Source organism: Clostridium sp. AN503, assembly GCF_040719375.1.
GTDB lineage: Bacteria > Bacillota > Clostridia > Lachnospirales > Lachnospiraceae > Brotaphodocola.
The window spans coordinates 692,176-708,713 of the sequence record NZ_JBFDTP010000001.1 but is presented as its reverse complement, the minus strand read 5'-3'; the positions used below and the strand labels follow the sequence as shown (position 1 = coordinate 708,713).

Below are 16,538 nucleotides of genomic sequence, written 5' to 3'. Positions count from 1 at the left end.
TTGCTTCACCGCGTTGTGTGCGGTACCGGAGTTGCGGAGGCCGCCGGGAGAAAGGAGTAAGGATGGAGAAGGTGAATCTGTTTGATGTCAGAAAGGAATGCAGGGTGTGCGGCCGTAAGTATTCGGCGGACAGCAGGCAGCGCACCTGTGAGTGCGGAGGCTTCTTGTATGCGGTCGGGGCATATTGGCAGAGGAGGACGGGAGGTGGTGCCGATGGGAAACGTAAGGCCATTGAATCATAGTAAATATGGAATCAGCAAGAACCGGTTTAAAGAGCTATATTACTGGTGTCTCCAGTACAATGAGTGGAAGGATGAATTGAAATACAAGACAGATACCGTAGGCGCAATGGAGATTACAGATATGCCGGTATATCACAGTAATGGAGATGCCACACAGAACCTAGCGATGAGACGGGCACAGTTGGAGCAGAACTGCAAGCTGATTGAGCAGGCGGCGATTGATGCGGATCCGGACATCTACCAGTATCTTCTAAAAGCGGTGACGGATGACAATGTTACATGGCGTTATTTAGAGATGATTATGGGGATTCCATGTAGTCGCAATACATATTACAGCCGAAGAAGAAAATTCTATTGGCTGTTGAGCCAAAGAAAAATTTCTTAAAGATTGGGACTCACGGGACAAGTCAATATGGTATTCTTATATTGTGCAAAGGTGGGAAATTACTGGAAGCACAGAAAACTCCATTTTAACGGATGTGAATAAAGCGCCGGAAAGAGGCAGTCTACTTCAGGGGACAACAGCCTGTGTGCTGATGTTACTGCCATACCAAAATGGCTCGTAGGAGCTGGAAACCCTCATGCAGTTGGTACGTTGCGGCGGCGTATGGACTGCATCTTCCCCAGTTTGAATATGCGACAGCCGGGGGTCACAGCTTGTCTGGCGATTATGTGGAGCATACCATCAATGGCAGATGGACAGGACAGTACCCTGGGTTCCGGTTCGATTCCGGATGCGGTCGCTCTATATGAAAAAATACTCTCCTCTGGAAAGGTGCCTGTCGTAAGATGGGTGCTTTTCTTTTGTAGGATTAAAAAAGTAAAAAGAAAAACATTGACATACGGTGCACCGTATGTTATGATATATACAAAAGGAGGTGAAAATCAGATGAGAGGCGGAAGCCGAAAGAAAAAGCCCGATAGCAAATTCAAGACTTGGCTGGTCGGAATGCTAACGGACTTAGTAGTAGGAATCATCCTACTGATTGTTTCAAAGCTACTGGAGTAGCGGGGAGGGGCGCAAGCCCTTCCCTTAAGGATAGTATATCACACTCATCTGTAAAAAATCAATATGGTAGAAGCGTTGAAATTTTTGGGAATCTTCTTTATTGCCATAGCTATAGCAAAGCTTGGAATAGGATTATTCTGTATGTGGAGGGATAGCCGTGGAAGAAAAGAAGATTAGGCCGCAGGACAAGTGGAATGCCAAGGCGGGACTTGTGAGTAAGTCTTACAAGCTAAAGCGCGAGCTGGTGGAGCAGTTTGCAGAAGCCTGTGATAAAGCAGGGGTGAGTCAGGCATCACAGCTCACAAAAATGATGACAGCATTTGCATGCAAAAGGGATGTAGAGAGAGAATATGTCGTGCAAAAACAACAGCTTGATAATAGCGTGATTCAGATACAAAATGCAGTAAGTGCTTTGAGGAAAATGCAGAGTGAAGTTGCAGAAGAAAGCGTACAAGATGAAATGGGCATTATTATTGATAGTCTATTAGACACTAAAGATAAGGGCCTGAAGGCTATGATGGAATTGTATGATATTTACAACGAGGCTTATCAGAATACTCATGAGTGATTACAAGGCATCCGAGCAGTCGGGTGCCTTTAATGCTGTCTCGAAAACACAAAATATTCAGACAACCACTCTTAGGTACTTCCTAAGGGGTGGGGCGGGGTGCGGGGCGAGGAACGCCCGGTATTTCCCTCTGTAAAAGAAAAAATTTCAGGGCACTTCCTTCCGCTTTTGGGGGAAGGAACGTTAACGGGAGCGAGATATGATCGTAAACCAGAAAGAACTGGCGCAGTGCTTGGGTATATCATCACGAAGGGTTCGGCAACTCAAGGAGGAAGGGCTCTTCCAAACTGTGTCCGGAGAACGTGGCTATAACCTGGAAAAAAGCATCCAGGAATATGTTGATTACAAAATAAATGCGGAAACGGGGCGCAGGACATCCATATCGAAGGAAGCGATACAGGCGGAGCATGAGGAAGTGAAGAAACAGATCTCCATTTTGAAACTCAGAAAACTCCGGAGGGAGTTGCATGAAGCCGCCGACGTGGAATGCTATCTTTCGGACATGTTGATACGATTCAAGAACCGGTTGCTGGCACTTCCGTCAAAAATGGCAATGGAAGTTTCCGGTGAAAAGGATGTGAATCGGATCATCGGGATTATCCAGAAGGATATTATGGATGCAATGGAGGAACTGGCAGAATACAACCCGGACGAGATCGACCATAACGGGCCCGATGATTTTGATGAAGATGAGGAGGATGGTGATGGGGAAGATTAAGCGGAGATTGGACTGGAGGGGGAGCGGATGAGCCAGCGGAGCCGTTCGAGGGCAAAGACGTTACGGTTATTCCAGCGCGTGATAAAGCGGACCCTTGAAAAGCCAGAGGAACTGACGGTAAGCCAGTGGGCGGAAAAATACCGTGTACTGGATGATTCCAGTAATATATCCGGGAAATGGTCCAATGACATTACGCCATATCTGGCTGGGATCATGGACGCTTTTAACGATCCATACATCCGGGAAATATATTTTTGCAAGGCGTCACAGATAGGTGGGACTGAGGCTCTGATCAACATCCTGTGCTACCTGATCATGGAAGCTCCGGCGCCGACTATGATTGTTTATCCGTCGGATGATCTGGCGAAGGATATATCAAATGATAAGCTGAAACCGGCTTTCAGGCTGATACCGGAGATACGGCGATTATTTCATGAGAACAGTTCCAAGGAATTACGGTTGAAGTTCAAAACAATGCTGTTATACCTTAGAGGGGCCGGATCACCGGCAAAGCTGGCATCCAAGGCGATTAAATATTTGTTTTTTGATGAAATAGACAAGATGGGCGGAGCCTCCAAAAAAGAGGCATCGCCCTTTAATCTTGCCATGGAGCGTGTAAAAACCTACAAAAACCAAAGCAAAGTCTATGCGTGTTCCACTCCGACTTTGCGGACAAATTATATTTGGAATCTGCACGATAATGCGGATGAAGTACGGCATTATTTTGTGCCGTGCCCCCACTGCGGAACCATGATCGAACTGAAATTCAAGCAGGTCATTTTCGTGGAAGATAAGGAGAAGCGCTTAAGTCCTTATGACAGGGCCAAAACTGCAGTGTATGTGTGCCAGGAGTGCGGGTGCGAGATATCGGACGGTGACAAGCCTAAAATGCTCAGAGACGGCAAGTGGATTGCGGTAAAAAAGCGTGGTGTTGGACACCCAAAGAGCACCGGTTTCTGGATCAATTCCCTGTACAGCGTATTCGTTACCTGGGCCGATGCGGCAGAGGAATATTTAAAATCATATGAGGATCCGGAGCTGTTGCAGAACTTTGTAAACTCCTGGCTGGCGGAGCCGTGGGAAGATACAAAACTGAAGACCACGGAAGATCTGGTGATGGAGAGGCAGACAGAGCTGTCGGAACTGGTGGTTCCGGAATGGACGAAACTGCTGACGGCAGGAGTGGATGTACAGGAAAACAGCCTGTACTATACCATCAGAGCGTTTGGGGACTTCACCACGAGTCAAAACATCGCCCACGGACAGGTATTGTCGTTTTTTGATATTGAGCAGATGATGAACCGGGAGTTTGAAATGGAGGACGGACGAAAGATTGTGGTGAATCTGGCACTGATCGATTCAGGATACCAGCCGGATGCTACATATGATTTTTGCGTTGACAATTCTGATTGGGCGCTGCCGGTGAAAGGTTCCAGCAATCCTATGCGCGACCGATACAAGATCAGCAAGGTAGATAAGGTGAACTCAAAGGCATATGGAATGCAGCTGGTTCTGGTTGACGGCGATCAGTACAAGGATTCCATTGCCGCGAGAATGGGGAGGGACAACGGGTCCGGAAGTTGGATGGTGTATCAGGGGTGCGATGAGGAATACGCCAAGCAGGTTACGTCCGAGCACAAAGTAACTGTTCGGACTAATAATGGGAGCAGCAGGACTACGTGGGTACCGAAACACTCACACGCGGCTAACCATTACCTGGACTGTGAGGTGTATGCCATGGCAGCGGCGGAGATACTTGGTGTTAGGAGCCTGCACCTGCAGCGGGAAAATGAAGAACTTGCGCCGGCGCAAGAAGAAAAAGATGCTTATGCACCGGAGGAGCACTGGATCCAGGAGCAGGAAGCGTGGATTTAAGGAGGACATATGGCGGAAGAACTGGAATTATTCGGGAAGCCCGAGGAACAGCTTGTGGTCGTTAACGAGGCGATTTATGCAGTGCTCAGGGGAGGGCAGTCATACCGGATTGGAACGAGAAGTTTGACCAGAGCTGATCTTACACTTTTATGGGATATGCAGCGTAAGCTCCAGGCCGCACTTCTGGACGATGATGATAATCCCCTGTTCCGCGATACGGTAGTAGCGGTATTCGATGGGAGGTAAAGCATGAATGCATTAGATAATTTAATTGGATGGATATCACCGGAAGCGGGGTGGCGACGGGAGGCATACCGCCGCGCGCTGGAAGAATCCCGCGGATATGATGCCGCAAGTTACGGCAGAGCAAATGCAAACTGGAGGGTCATAAACGAATCTGCGGAGATGACGGACCGATATGACCGCGATACGGTCAGGGCCCGCGCCCGTGATCTGGAACGGAACTCGGATATCATGAATTCCATAACCGGGGCATATAAACGCAACGTTTTTGGGGCGGGCTACAGGCTGCGCGCGAATGTCGGGGATGAGGCAATGAATGCCCGGGTGGAAAAGTTATGGAAAGAATGGTGCAAAAAACAGAACTGCGATGTGACTGGAACACAAAACTTTAATGCCATGATGCGTATGGCGATTCAGAGAAAAAAGATTGACGGCGGGATCCTGTTTTTAAAGCGGTATACGGCCGGAGGTCTCGTGCCATTTAAACTGCAGGCCCTTGAGGTGGATGAGTTAGATATCGTTGCGATTTCACCTAAAACAAAAGGAAATAAAGTTGTTGGAGGCATTGAATATAATGCTTACAACAGGCCGGTAGGATATTATATAAAACAGTATACGATTGATGGAATGACTGCCATGGATTCAATTTATGTTGAAGCCAAGGACGTCATTTTTTATTACACAAAATCACGTCCTTCACAGATCAGGGAAATATCGGATATGACACCGACAATTACCCGGGTTCGCGATGTCAATGAATTTATGCGATCTATTGCGGTTAAAGAGCGTATTCTTGCGTGTCTGTCCGTTTTTATAAAACGGGATCGGCCGGAATCAGGAACGCCGGGGCGCGGAACCGGCTATAAAGACCCGGAAAGCGGGAAGTACAATTACCAGGGAAAAACACTCACGCCGGGCATGATTCAGTACCTCAATCAGGGTGATGATGTGGAGGTGGTAAATCCATCTGGTCAGGCCACGGATGCAACATCATATGTGAAACAGGAAATGCGCATGCTCGCATCCGGACAAGGACTCAGCTATGAGACGACAAGCCGGGACATGTCAGAAAGCAATTACAGCTCGGCGCGGCAGGGTTCGATAGAAGATGATCTGACTTATGCGGAAGACCGGGACCAGCTTATGGAGGTGATGAGCGAAATTTACGAGACCTTTGTGATATCGCTGGTGCTTGCAAAGAAAGTGGATATCAAAGGATTCTGGGAAGATAAAGAGCGATATCTGGAACATAAGTGGATTCAGGCGCCAAAGCGCTGGATCGATCCGCTCAAGGAAGCAAATGCAAACAAGACCGCCCTGAATACCGGGCAAAAAACGTGGGCAGATATGGCAGCTGAGAACGGGAAGGACTGGAAGGAACAGATTAATGAGATGGCCGAGATTATGGACTATGGCCGTGAAAAAGGTATTGATATGGGAGGTGTGATATTTGGAAAGACAAGCAATTCCAAGGAACCTGACAAGGGAACAGGGGGAGAAAAAGCGATCTGAAATGCGTGGGGATTTAAGGCGGGAATTTCTCTTTGCATCCATCCGGGAATCAGATGGGGAGGATCGGACTGTAGAATTATCGTTTTCATCAGAGGAGCCATACGGTCGCTGGTGGGGCGTAGAGATCCTGGATCACACGAAAGGATGTGTGGATTTGGGCAGGTTAAACAGCATTGGTTGCGTTTTGTTTAATCATAAACGCGATGCGGTCATTGGAAAAATTTTAAAAGTATGGGAAGAAGATAAGCGATGCCATGCAAAAATTCAGTTCGATGATGATATGGAATCTGAAGTTATATACAAAAAAGTCAAAAGTGGGACATTAAAAGGCGTTTCTGTCGGATATATGGTTGACGACTGGGAGGAAGTTTTGCCCGGAAAGAAATCTACCGATGGCCGCTTTACCGGGCCCTGTGATATTGCGAAGCGGTGGACGCCATTTGAGATTTCTATTGTTTCGGTTCCAGCCGACCCGACAGTAGGCGTAGGAAGAGACTTAGGAGGCAGACACCCGAGAACAACCGGAAGAACGCTGGATTTTTTCAGCCGGCAGCTTCAAATAAATGCAAACAAATTTAAGGAGGTAACTAAATGACAAGAGAACAGATTATGCAGCGTCAGCAGGAGTTGGTGATTGCTGCGAGGAACGAGAACAGGGATCTGACTACGGAGGAGCAGGCTGAATTTGACGGTTTACAGAAAGAACTGGATAGCCTACCGACGGACGGGCATATGGAACCCGGAGCCGGAATCCGGAGGCTTGATGCGGGTGCTGGACAGACATCTGGAGCGGATCCTTCTGCACAGGCAGCAGAGCGGGCAATCGCCGAGGAACGTCGGCGCGTGTCGGATATTACGGATCTGTGTCGCAGTTTTGAAATCGAGCCTGGTGAGTATATCCGTGACGGCAGCAGTGTTGAACAGGTGCGCGAAGCAGTGTTAAAACATTTGCAGGGCACAGCGGCGCCGGTAAATGCACGGGTGACGGCAGATGAGGGGGATAAGTTCCGGGAAGCCGCTTCGGATGCCATGATGATGCGGTCCGGTATATCTACGGAGAGACCGGCAGAAGGAGCAAGAGAGCTGCGGGGGATGAGCCTGCGCGATATGGCGATTCAGTGCCTGGCCAGGGAGGGAGAGGATGCCATGGCACTCATGCGCATGAGCGCCAACGATGTATATGATCATCTGTGCAGGCAGTTCTACAATCCGACGGCAGCATTTCCTGCAATCCTTGACAGCACGATCCGCAAGAGCATCGTGGAGCTGTATAATCATGTGCCTACCACGTTCCAGGCCTGGACAACGAAAGGAAGCTTGAGTGACTTTAAGGAGACGACAGACCATGAGTATGTCATCGGCGGTCTTGGTGATTTTGGGGAGGTGCCGGAGAATGGGGAAATCAAGTCTGATATTCCAAAAACTGCGGTTTTGCCGACCCGGAAGCTGAAAACTTACGGAAAACAGTTTTCCATGACCAGGCAGGCATTTATCAATGATGATATCGGGTTTCTGACCAAGGTGCCGGGCATGTATGCAACAAAAGCAAAGATGACAATTGACAAGCAGGTTTATTCTCTTTTGTTCGGGAACAGTAAAATCTGGGATGGGAAAGCGCTGTTTGATGCGGCACATTCAAATGTAATGAGCACAGGGGCGAAGCCCTCGCAGCAGGCCATCCAGCAGATCATCCTGCAGATGCAGAAGCAGAAAGACCAGTTTGGCGATGCTATCTATGTAACGCCGAAGTGGATTATCGTACCGGTAGGATACGAGTTTGACCTGGCAGTCATCCTTCATTCCACACAGGTTACCGGAAGCGCAAACAATGATATCAACCCGCTGTACAACTATCCGATCAATATTGTACAGACGCCGGTATTGAATGCTTTAGCCGGGGACAAGGCAGCGCCGTGGTTCATGGTAGCAGATCCTATGAGTGCAAAGTCTATTCAGGTGGATTACTTGAATGGACAGGAGACACCGATTGTGCGCCGCATGGAGGCTCCTGGTACATTGGGATATACCTGGGACATTTACACTGACTGGGGAATCTCGGTACGCGACTTCCGTGGAATTGCTAAAAACCCGGGCGAGATCATCAAATAAGGAGGATGAAACGATATGAAAGCAGGTTATGTTCAGAAAGGCGAAAGCCTGGATTACAAAAACACTGGAAGCACAGTGATCAATGCCGGTGACGTAGTAGTATTTGGAAGCCGGATTGGCGTGGCGGGAGGGCCGATCCCGAAAGGAGAGACCGGGAGCATCCATATGGAGGGCGTTTTCAAAATGGATAAAAAGGCTGGTGAAACGATTACAGCCGGAACGGAAGTGTACTATTCTGTGGATGGCATTACAGCAACTAAGGCCGCGGAAGGAGTAAGTGGAGAACTTCCAAAAGCAGGCTATGCGGTTGCAGATGCCGCGGAAGCGGCGGCTGCAGTAACAGTAAAACTGCTGGGATAATCAGGAGGTACATGATGGCATATACAGCGCATAAGTGGATGAATGGTGAATTGATCACGGCGGAAAGGCTCAATGAATTGGAGGAGGCGGCTGCCCAGGCCGCCCAGCCCGGCCCGGAAGGAAAGCCTGGGATCGGACTGATTGGTGAAGCGACAGAGTTGTTGCCCCTGGAGGAAAACGCAGATACCCCTGACATTCTTGCAAAAGTGAATGAAATCATTGCTGTTTTGAGTGCCAGAGGCGTCAGCAAAGCGCTGGAGGTGTGAGGTGATGCTGGGGTTCAAGGCGCTTCTTCAGAGGGATGTCAAACGGGTGTTCTTAAACCCGGAGGAGTTTGGAGAGGAGCATCTGGTCGGAAATCGGAAGATGACGATCATCATTGACGATATTGAAATGATCGAGAGAGAAAAACGCCAGAAGGGGCAGCAGGAATACCGGCAGGGGATTTACAAAAAGCAGGTCCTGTTTTACGTATCGGGCCAGGAGTTTGGGCGGCTTCCAGCTCTGGGGCGCAGCCTGGAACTGGATGGGAAAGCGTATATCATCACGGACGCGGTGGATGAGGCCGGGATCTATTCTATCAGTCTGGAGGCGGTAAGATCATGAAAGCAATCTTGCTGATTGGGATTAATATGGATGAGGTGAAACGGGTGCTGGGCAAGGTGGAGCCAAAGGAACAGAACAAGGTGTTGAAGAAGGCCTTAAAAGTGACTGCAGAGCAGGCAAGAGACCGGCTGTCCGATAAGGCGCAAAGCGCTTACACCATCAGGAATGCAGGATTTAAGAGGGCAATGAAGATAAAGAGCACGTCTTCCGGAAACCCGTCTGCGACTATCCGTTCCGAAGGGGAGCCCATACCGCTGAAAGAATTTAAGGTAAGACGCGGCCGGGTGACGAAGGTGCAGGTTGTGAAATCAGGAAGCATGAAACCGCTCGTATACCAGCGGAGCGGAATCAAGGCGTTTGTCAACAACATTGCTAATAAGAATCAGATAAGGAAACGAGACACAAAAAAGGGTAAGAAAGGAACACAGGTCAAACATATGGCAGTTGCGCAGCGTGAAGGAGCGGGGAGACTGGGAATCCATGAGAAGTTCAGTAATTCCATTCCGGTCATGCTGGGCAGCGATAAGCATGTGTTTGGCGTTGTAGAGCCATTCATTGCCGGGGATCTGCAGGAGAATCTGCGAAAATTCGTAGACCAGGTACTGGGAGGTTAACATGACGATTAACGAGCTTCAGCGGCAGCTGATAGCAGAAATCGAGCAGCTGGCAAAGGAGGTATCCTTGGTGGATAAAGCGGGGAAGCCAGCAATGCTAAAGGGATACCAGCAGGCAATTCCGATATTCCCGGTTTTTGCAGAAATGCCTTACGATGCGGAATCGGACGGGACTGGAAATTTTCGGGAGGAAACGGATTTGTTTCCGTATTTTATTGTAAGGATTGATACGGTCGAATATCAGAAACCGGTTGATGGGATGACTGAAAATCTTGCCCACGTAATGATCGCCTTCGCAATCTATGACGACGATGAAAAGCTGAAAGGATATTACTCTCTGACGGCCATCATGGAACGGGTTGTGGGAAGATTTCAGAATGATCCTATACTCGGTCAGTTCTGGTGCAATAAACAGATGAACATGGCATATCAGGAGGATGACACTTATCCGCAATTCTTTGGCGCGTTAGAGATGATGTGGAATCTGCCGCAGATCAGTCGGGGTTCAGTGATGGAGGAATTTTTATGAACAAAATGTATATAGGCCCTTCAATTGAAGGGGTGCTTCAGGCGGGATCAACATTCAGCGGGGGATACCCGCCACGGATTAGTTCGGCACTGAAAACTGCGCCGTATTTGGCGGATCTTATGGTGGATACAGGACAGATCGCACAGGCAAAGAAGGAATTAAGAGACCCGGAGAGCAGTCTGAATATGCTCTATCGCCGGGCAGAAAAAGGAGGACATAGTAATGGCATATAAGCACGGAATTGAGGTTACAGAGAAAGCAACGTCTTTCCCCAGCCCGATGTCAACAAAATACGGAGTGCAGGTGATATTCGGGACTGCGCCGGTGAATCTGGCCAGGAATCCTGCGATAAACAGACCGGTAAGAGCGGGAAGCTTTGAGGAAGCGGTGGAGGCGCTGGGGTATAGTGATGACTGGGAAAAATATACTCTGTGCCAGAGCATGGATGCAAGCTTCAAACTGTTTCAGGTTAATCCGGTCATTTTTGTGAATGTACTGGATCCGGAGCGGCATATGCAGGAATTTCCGGAAAAGACCTGCGAGGTGAAAAACCATCAGGCCACGGTAGATGCTGAGGGGATTTTAAAAGGCACGGTGGCCGTTACCGCGCAGTTAAGCAGTGCTAGGACTGGGAAAGCAAGAGCAGGGGAGAACGGACTTCCTGGAGAGCCGTATGCACTCGTGGAAGGGACGGACTACATTGTGGATTTCGATAGCTATGGGCAGTTGGTGATCACATTGCTCAGTGCAGGCGTAGCATATGGAGTGGCCGAGCTGACCGTAACGGGAAAATTCATCGATCCGGATATGGTGACAGAAGAAGATCTGATCGGCGCATACGATGTGGAAACCGGGAAAGAAACCGGGATGGAAGTGCTGCGTCAGATCTACCCGCTGTATGGAGTATCACCCGGAATGCTTCTGGCCCCTGGATGGACGCAGAAACCGAACATTGGCGCGGCATTGCAGGAAAAATGTAGGGATATTTCTGGAGCTTTTCGCTGCACCTGCCTTCTGGATCTGGATACGGAGCTCGCAAAGAAATACAGCGATTGCGAAAAAGTGAAGGAGGATATGGGATACTATGATGAGCACGCGATCGTATTATGGCCCATGGTGACAGCGGGAGGAAAGCGGTACCGCTATTCTGCGGTATACGGCGCCATGATGAGTTACAATACAGTAGCCAATAACGATGTCCCATATCTGTATCCGTCCAATAAGGAACTGAACGCAGATGGGGCTGTCCTTGCGGACGGGACAGAGATCCTTCTTGACCAGACACAGGCCGGAGCTGTAAATGGCGCGGGCATTGTGACGGCCTTCCGCGACGTTACCTGGAAGTCATACGGCAATAATACCGGATGCTATCCCGGTAATACGGATCCGAAGGACCGCTGGATCGGGTGCAGGCGGATGTTTGACTATGTGGCGAACTATTTTGTTGTGGAGTACAGGAAACGGCTGGACGGCAGCATGAACCGGAGGCTTGTGGATGATATCGTAAACAGCTTTAATATCTGGGGGAACAGCCTGACTGCTGCTGGCATGTGCGCCGGACTTTATGCAGACTTCAAACAGAATGAAAACACGCTGGAGGATGTACTGGCCGGGCACTTAAAGTTGCATATCTATTTTGCACCGTTTACTCCAGCTGAGTACATCAACGCCCTGATGGAGTTTGATGTAGCCGCACTGGAGACAACTATGAATCAGGAGGGATAAAGAATGTTCAAACCGCATTTAATGAATCGTTTTAACGTGTACAAAAACGGAAGGCAGCTCATCGGCATAGCCGGAGAGGTGACGCTCCCTGAGGTTACGAATCTGACCGATAGCATGGAAGGGGCTGGGACCGGCGGGAACATGGACATCCCGGTGATTGGACTGATCGAAGATATGGAAATGGAGATCGGGTTCCTGTCGCTGTGCGAGGATATTTTTTCTGTTATGGATCCGTCGGAAGCTGCGGACCTCACGCTGAACGGAGCCCTGCAGGGGTCCGATGCAGGAACTGGGGCGATTGGTTATCGGTCTGTCAGCGTTTCTGTACGCGGACTGATGAAAAAATTTACACCTGGAGTTGCGAAGGCCGGGGCAAAGATGAACTCTAGTGTTACCTTGGGGCTTAGCTATTACAAGCTGGTCTTAAATGGAAAAACTATGCTGGAGATCGACAGGTTAAATGGAGTTTACATTGTAAACGGCAAAGATGTTTTGAAAGATGTCAAAAATATGTGCTAGGAGGAAGGAAATGGATAAGGATAAAAAAGTAGGAGAACAGGAAGCGGAAGCGGTAAAGGATTATCTGATTCTGGATCTGAATACACCAGTAGATTATCAGGGGATGCATATCACCCGGTTGGATATGACCAGGCTGCGGGATATGACTGGGCGGGAGCTCAATACGATCTATAGCTTGTATTCCGCGCAGGGCGGGAATGAGATCGCGCTGCAGGAGAGCACACTTTTATTTGCGCAGGTTATCGCTTCGCGCGTATGTAAGATTCCACTGGAGGCCGTTATGGAGCTTAAAGCCAAGGATTCGGTGTATCTTAAAAACAGGGTATACCGTTTTTTCTTAATGTCGGAATAAGCTGCCCGGCGGACATCCAGAAAGCAAACAGGGCATTCATTGCTGCAGGCCGGTACACAAAGTCCGGTCCGCAGTTTTTTTATGACTTGCCGATAGAACAGTCCTGCAGGTTTATGCGTGAAGCAGCGGATCTGGCCAAGGAAGAACGGTCACAGGCTGGGAGAAGGAGGCGGGGTTAAGTGGCATCTGGAAAAAAGAATTATGAACTGGAAATTATGATATCCGGAGGCACGGATGCCTCGCTTGCCGCATCGATACGAAAAGCCAGGAATGAATTAAACGGACTGGAAAGGCAGGCAGGTTTGTCAGGCCGGAATATCGGGGATTCCTTTGGCGGGATGAGCGTGAAGGGGATTGATGCACTCGGTAGGGCGTCAGACAAAGTCTTTGGTGGAATCGTAAAGGGTGCGAAGCTGGCGGCAGCGGGAACCGCAGCCATCCTGGGAGCTTCTACTGCGGTTGGTATGGGATTTGAATCGCAAATGAGTACAGTGCAGGCTATTTCACAGAGCTCCGCAGGGGACATGGAGAAGCTGACAGCCTTGGCAAAGGAAATGGGCGAAACCACAAAATTTTCTGCGGAGGAGGCAGGAAAAGGGCTGGAATACATGGCGATGGCAGGCTGGAAGACCGGGGACATGATCGGCGGGCTTCCTGGCATCATGTATTTAGCGGCAGCTTCTGGTGAGGAATTGGGAATGGTGTCAGACATCGTGACGGATGCCATGACAGCATTTGAAATGCAAGCCAACGAAGCCGGGCATTTTGCTGACGTTCTGGCGCAGGCATCTTCCAACTCAAATACCAACGTGGCGATGATGGGTGAGACATTCCAGTATGTCGCACCGGTTGCCGGAGCATTTGGATATACCATTGAGGACGTGGCAGTTGCTACGGGATTAATGGCAAACGCCGGAATTAAAGGACAGAAAGCAGGAACGGCAATGCGTACCATGCTTACGAATCTTGCGAAACCGACGAAACAGATGCGGGGATATATGGAAGCCTTGTCAATATCGCTAGTAGATGGAGAAGGCAACATGAAGCCGTTTAGGCAGCAGTTGACAGAGATGCGAGAAGCATTTTCCGGACTATCTGAGGCGGAGAAAGCGGAGTATGCTGCCGGAATAGCTGGAAAAGAAGGCATGTCTGGACTGCTCGCCATAGTCACGGCATCCAATAAGGATTTTGAAAAACTGTCACAGTCAATTGATAACAGCACTGATGCGGCAAAGCGCATGTCAGAGGTGAGAATAGATAATCTCGCCGGAGATCTGACGCTTATGAAAAGCGCAGCGGAGGGGGCTGGGATTGAAATTTACGAAGGCTTTTCCGGAAACCTACGGGAACTCACGCGGGATGCAACCGGGTGGATTGTTAGTTTTACCGGGGAGTTACGGGAAGATATGCCGACAATCCAAAGGCAGCTTAAGCAATTCGGAAAAAGTGCAAAAGAAGGATTCCAGCCGGTACTGAATTTTGGAAGTTGGTGCCTGAAGCATCCTGATGTGGTGAAGGGGACTATTACCGGAATCGTAGCAGCATTTGGAACATTCAAGACGGCGCAGGTGGCGAAAAATGGAATTGCGATGCTGGGGACCCTGTCCGGGATGATGAGCGCATGGCCGGTGGCAGCAGCGGGGCTTGCGATAGGATCCATCGCCGGAATTGCCACAGCGATAGAAAATGCGGAGCACAGAGCGGCGAAGGCGAATCTTGCAGAGCACTTTGGACAGATCGCGCTGTCTGTGGAGGAACTGGATGAAGCGGCCCGCCACATTGTCAGCGGTGGTGGAAATATTTTTGACCAGCTGGACAGTTTTGGCGAAGTTTCCGGAACGGTGCGGGAGTTGGAAAAGTCTCTTGCTTCCAGCTTGAGAGAAATCCAGAAGGCCGAGTGGAAGCTGTCCATTGGCATTGCATTTGACGAGAGCGATACGCAGTCATATGTCACAGCTGTGGAAAGCTATATGAAAAATGCCCAGGAATATATCACTAACAGCGGCTATGAAATGAAGCTGGCAGTGGGGATCGTGTTCGGGGAAGACAGCACCACAGGAAACAGCCTGACTGATGGAAGCGGTGATTTTTACCAGGCATTGTACGACGAATTGAAGCCGCTGCAATCAGGATTACAGGTTGCATTAAAGCATATAACCGAGGAAGGTTTAAGCCTGCCCAGACAGGAGATTGTTGATAGCTATCTGAAGGACATCTCAGAGATCACGTCCATGATTGCTGAGGCGGAGAACTCCGCAGAGCTTCAGATGCTGAAAAACCGATATGCCGGAGCAGATATACTGACCGGAGACACCTTCCAAAATCTACAGGCATCCATACAGGAATACACGGATAAGGCAACAGCGGGTATTGATGAATCTTATAAGCAGATCCTGACAAGCTTAAACGCGCAGCGTCTTGCTGGTGAAAACGGAATGGACGGCGGAATCACGCAAGAAGAATTTGACTCTAAGTCAGCTGACGCTCTGGCGGCATATTATGAGCAGAAAGCTCAGACGATCCAGAACGGCTACCAGGTAATGAAGGATGCGATTTTATCTGCTTATGGAGATGAGATAGAGCCAGCCCTGAATGCAATGAACCAGCAGATTCAGGAAGGGCTCCCGGCCTTGATGGAAAACAGCACAACGCCGGAGAGTTTCCTGTCGGGGTTTGACAAACTCATAACCGATAGCATCGCGGCAGCAGGAATGAGTGCTGACGCAAAGAATGCTGTTAAGATCCTGATGGAGGGAATGCTTCCGACGCAGGAGGATATGGAGCAGCTGAAACAACAGATGGCGGTTTCTGGCTTTCAGCCCTCGGAGATCATAACGGATGCACTGAATGATATGACGGAGATATCGGCTGTAACTGGTGACAAGGAAAGTATCTGGAATATGCTGGGTGGAGTGATCGCAAATGATGCGGATTACGCGCTCTTGGTGTCTACAGTAAGTCAGCAGACCGGGCAGATACCGGATACAGTAATACAGGAGATTAGTGCTAAGAATGGGCAGATTCAAGCAGAAGCGCGGAACATACTGGAAGCAATCCGAAACACCTTTGCGGAAGGTGTACAGGCTGAAATCCCGATCACTTTAAATACAGTTACACAGTACAGGAGCGGGACCCTGCCGGGGGCTGGAGGAATGAAAAAAATCGATCACAATGCAAAAGGAGGCCTGATCAACCGCCCTACGCTTTCATGGTTTGCGGAGGACAGCCCGGAGTACGCCATTCCGATAGATGGATCAAGCCGTTCCATGGCATTATGGCAGGAGGCGGGAGAGGCTCTTGGAGCTTACGAGGCGAATGACTACGGTAAAATGTATGAAAGCTTTTCGACTGGAATCGCAGCGGAGAATTACAACAGCTCCTCTTTTTCCCCGGTATACAGCCCGACAATCCAGATGCCGCCGGGAGGTGGAGATGAAAACCGGTTCCGGGATATTCTACGGGAAGACTATGAAAGATTTGTGGAGTTCATGGAAAGATATCAGAATGAGAAGTACAGGGCATCGTTCTCCTAAAACAATGGAGGAGGGACGGCGCCC

General features: G+C 49.4%; 20 protein-coding genes. All 20 read left to right on the top strand.

Going from position 1 to position 16,538, the window contains the following annotated elements; translation table 11 throughout:
* Positions 1-62 precede the first annotated feature (62 nt).
* The 20 genes from AB1I67_RS03110 (at position 63) to AB1I67_RS03015 (ending at position 16,514) form a co-directional block, all read left to right on the top strand.
* Positions 63-242, top strand: a complete 180-nt coding sequence (locus AB1I67_RS03110) for a hypothetical protein (protein ID WP_367028355.1) — start codon at positions 63-65, stop codon at positions 240-242.
* The gene (locus tag AB1I67_RS03105) at positions 214-627 is read left to right on the top strand and encodes a hypothetical protein (RefSeq protein WP_367028354.1); all 414 of its coding nucleotides are present in this window, start codon (positions 214-216) and stop codon (positions 625-627) included. The genes AB1I67_RS03110 and AB1I67_RS03105 overlap by 29 nt, the downstream gene beginning before the upstream one ends.
* A 303-nt stretch (positions 628-930) precedes the next feature.
* A complete protein-coding gene (locus AB1I67_RS03100; protein ID WP_367028353.1) occupies positions 931-1,251 on the top strand; it encodes a hypothetical protein in 321 nt (106 codons plus the stop codon).
* 157 nt (positions 1,252-1,408) lie between these two features.
* The gene (locus AB1I67_RS03095; protein WP_367028352.1) at positions 1,409-1,819 is read left to right on the top strand and encodes a hypothetical protein; all 411 of its coding nucleotides are present in this window, start codon (positions 1,409-1,411) and stop codon (positions 1,817-1,819) included.
* Positions 1,820-2,108: 289 nt separating this feature from the next.
* Positions 2,109-2,537, top strand: a complete 429-nt coding sequence (locus AB1I67_RS03090; RefSeq protein WP_367028351.1) for a DNA-packaging protein — start codon at positions 2,109-2,111, stop codon at positions 2,535-2,537.
* Between the two features lie 27 nt (positions 2,538-2,564).
* The gene (locus AB1I67_RS03085; RefSeq protein WP_367028350.1) at positions 2,565-4,412 is read left to right on the top strand and encodes a terminase gpA endonuclease subunit; all 1,848 of its coding nucleotides are present in this window, start codon (positions 2,565-2,567) and stop codon (positions 4,410-4,412) included.
* A 9-nt stretch (positions 4,413-4,421) separates the two neighbouring features.
* A complete protein-coding gene (locus AB1I67_RS03080; RefSeq protein ID WP_367028349.1) occupies positions 4,422-4,658 on the top strand; it encodes a peptidylprolyl isomerase in 237 nt (78 codons plus the stop codon).
* Positions 4,659-4,661: 3 nt separating this feature from the next.
* Positions 4,662-6,167 (top strand): phage portal protein, encoded by a 1,506-nt coding sequence (locus AB1I67_RS03075; RefSeq protein WP_367028348.1) that lies wholly within the window; start codon positions 4,662-4,664, stop codon positions 6,165-6,167.
* Complete coding sequence (locus tag AB1I67_RS03070; RefSeq protein ID WP_367028347.1) at positions 6,106-6,762, top strand: HK97 family phage prohead protease; 657 nt, start codon at positions 6,106-6,108, stop codon at positions 6,760-6,762. The genes AB1I67_RS03075 and AB1I67_RS03070 overlap by 62 nt, the downstream gene beginning before the upstream one ends.
* Positions 6,759-8,276, top strand: a complete 1,518-nt coding sequence (locus AB1I67_RS03065; protein WP_367028346.1) for a hypothetical protein — start codon at positions 6,759-6,761, stop codon at positions 8,274-8,276. Before AB1I67_RS03070 ends, AB1I67_RS03065 begins: the two co-directional genes overlap by 4 nt.
* Positions 8,277-8,291: 15 nt before the next feature.
* On the top strand, positions 8,292-8,636 hold the full coding sequence (locus tag AB1I67_RS03060) for a DUF2190 family protein (RefSeq protein WP_367028345.1): 345 nt from the start codon (positions 8,292-8,294) through the stop codon (positions 8,634-8,636).
* Between the two features lie 11 nt (positions 8,637-8,647).
* A complete protein-coding gene (locus AB1I67_RS03055; RefSeq protein WP_367028344.1) occupies positions 8,648-8,902 on the top strand; it encodes a hypothetical protein in 255 nt (84 codons plus the stop codon).
* 4 nt (positions 8,903-8,906) lie between these two features.
* Positions 8,907-9,242, top strand: a complete 336-nt coding sequence (locus AB1I67_RS03050) for a hypothetical protein (protein ID WP_367028343.1) — start codon at positions 8,907-8,909, stop codon at positions 9,240-9,242.
* Positions 9,239-9,856, top strand: a complete 618-nt coding sequence (locus tag AB1I67_RS03045; protein ID WP_367028342.1) for a hypothetical protein — start codon at positions 9,239-9,241, stop codon at positions 9,854-9,856. Before AB1I67_RS03050 ends, AB1I67_RS03045 begins: the two co-directional genes overlap by 4 nt.
* Position 9,857: 1 nt before the next feature.
* Positions 9,858-10,385 (top strand): hypothetical protein, encoded by a 528-nt coding sequence (locus tag AB1I67_RS03040; protein ID WP_367028341.1) that lies wholly within the window; start codon positions 9,858-9,860, stop codon positions 10,383-10,385.
* Entirely contained in the window at positions 10,382-10,618 is a 237-nt protein-coding gene (locus AB1I67_RS03035; protein WP_367028340.1) for a hypothetical protein, read from the top strand. Before AB1I67_RS03040 ends, AB1I67_RS03035 begins: the two co-directional genes overlap by 4 nt.
* Positions 10,608-12,110 carry a phage tail sheath family protein gene (locus tag AB1I67_RS03030; RefSeq protein WP_367028339.1) on the top strand — a complete coding sequence of 501 codons (1,503 nt, stop codon included), beginning with the start codon at positions 10,608-10,610 and terminating at the stop codon, positions 12,108-12,110. Before AB1I67_RS03035 ends, AB1I67_RS03030 begins: the two co-directional genes overlap by 11 nt.
* Before the next feature lie 3 nt (positions 12,111-12,113).
* Positions 12,114-12,629 carry a phage major tail tube protein gene (locus AB1I67_RS03025; protein ID WP_367028338.1) on the top strand — a complete coding sequence of 172 codons (516 nt, stop codon included), beginning with the start codon at positions 12,114-12,116 and terminating at the stop codon, positions 12,627-12,629.
* Positions 12,630-12,639: 10 nt separating this feature from the next.
* Positions 12,640-12,981: a hypothetical protein gene (locus AB1I67_RS03020; RefSeq protein ID WP_367028337.1), complete on the top strand. Its 342-nt coding sequence runs from the start codon at positions 12,640-12,642 to the stop codon at positions 12,979-12,981.
* Positions 12,982-13,160: 179 nt separating this feature from the next.
* Positions 13,161-16,514 carry a phage tail tape measure protein gene (locus tag AB1I67_RS03015; RefSeq protein ID WP_367028336.1) on the top strand — a complete coding sequence of 1,118 codons (3,354 nt, stop codon included), beginning with the start codon at positions 13,161-13,163 and terminating at the stop codon, positions 16,512-16,514.
* Positions 16,515-16,538: the final 24 nt, after the last annotated feature.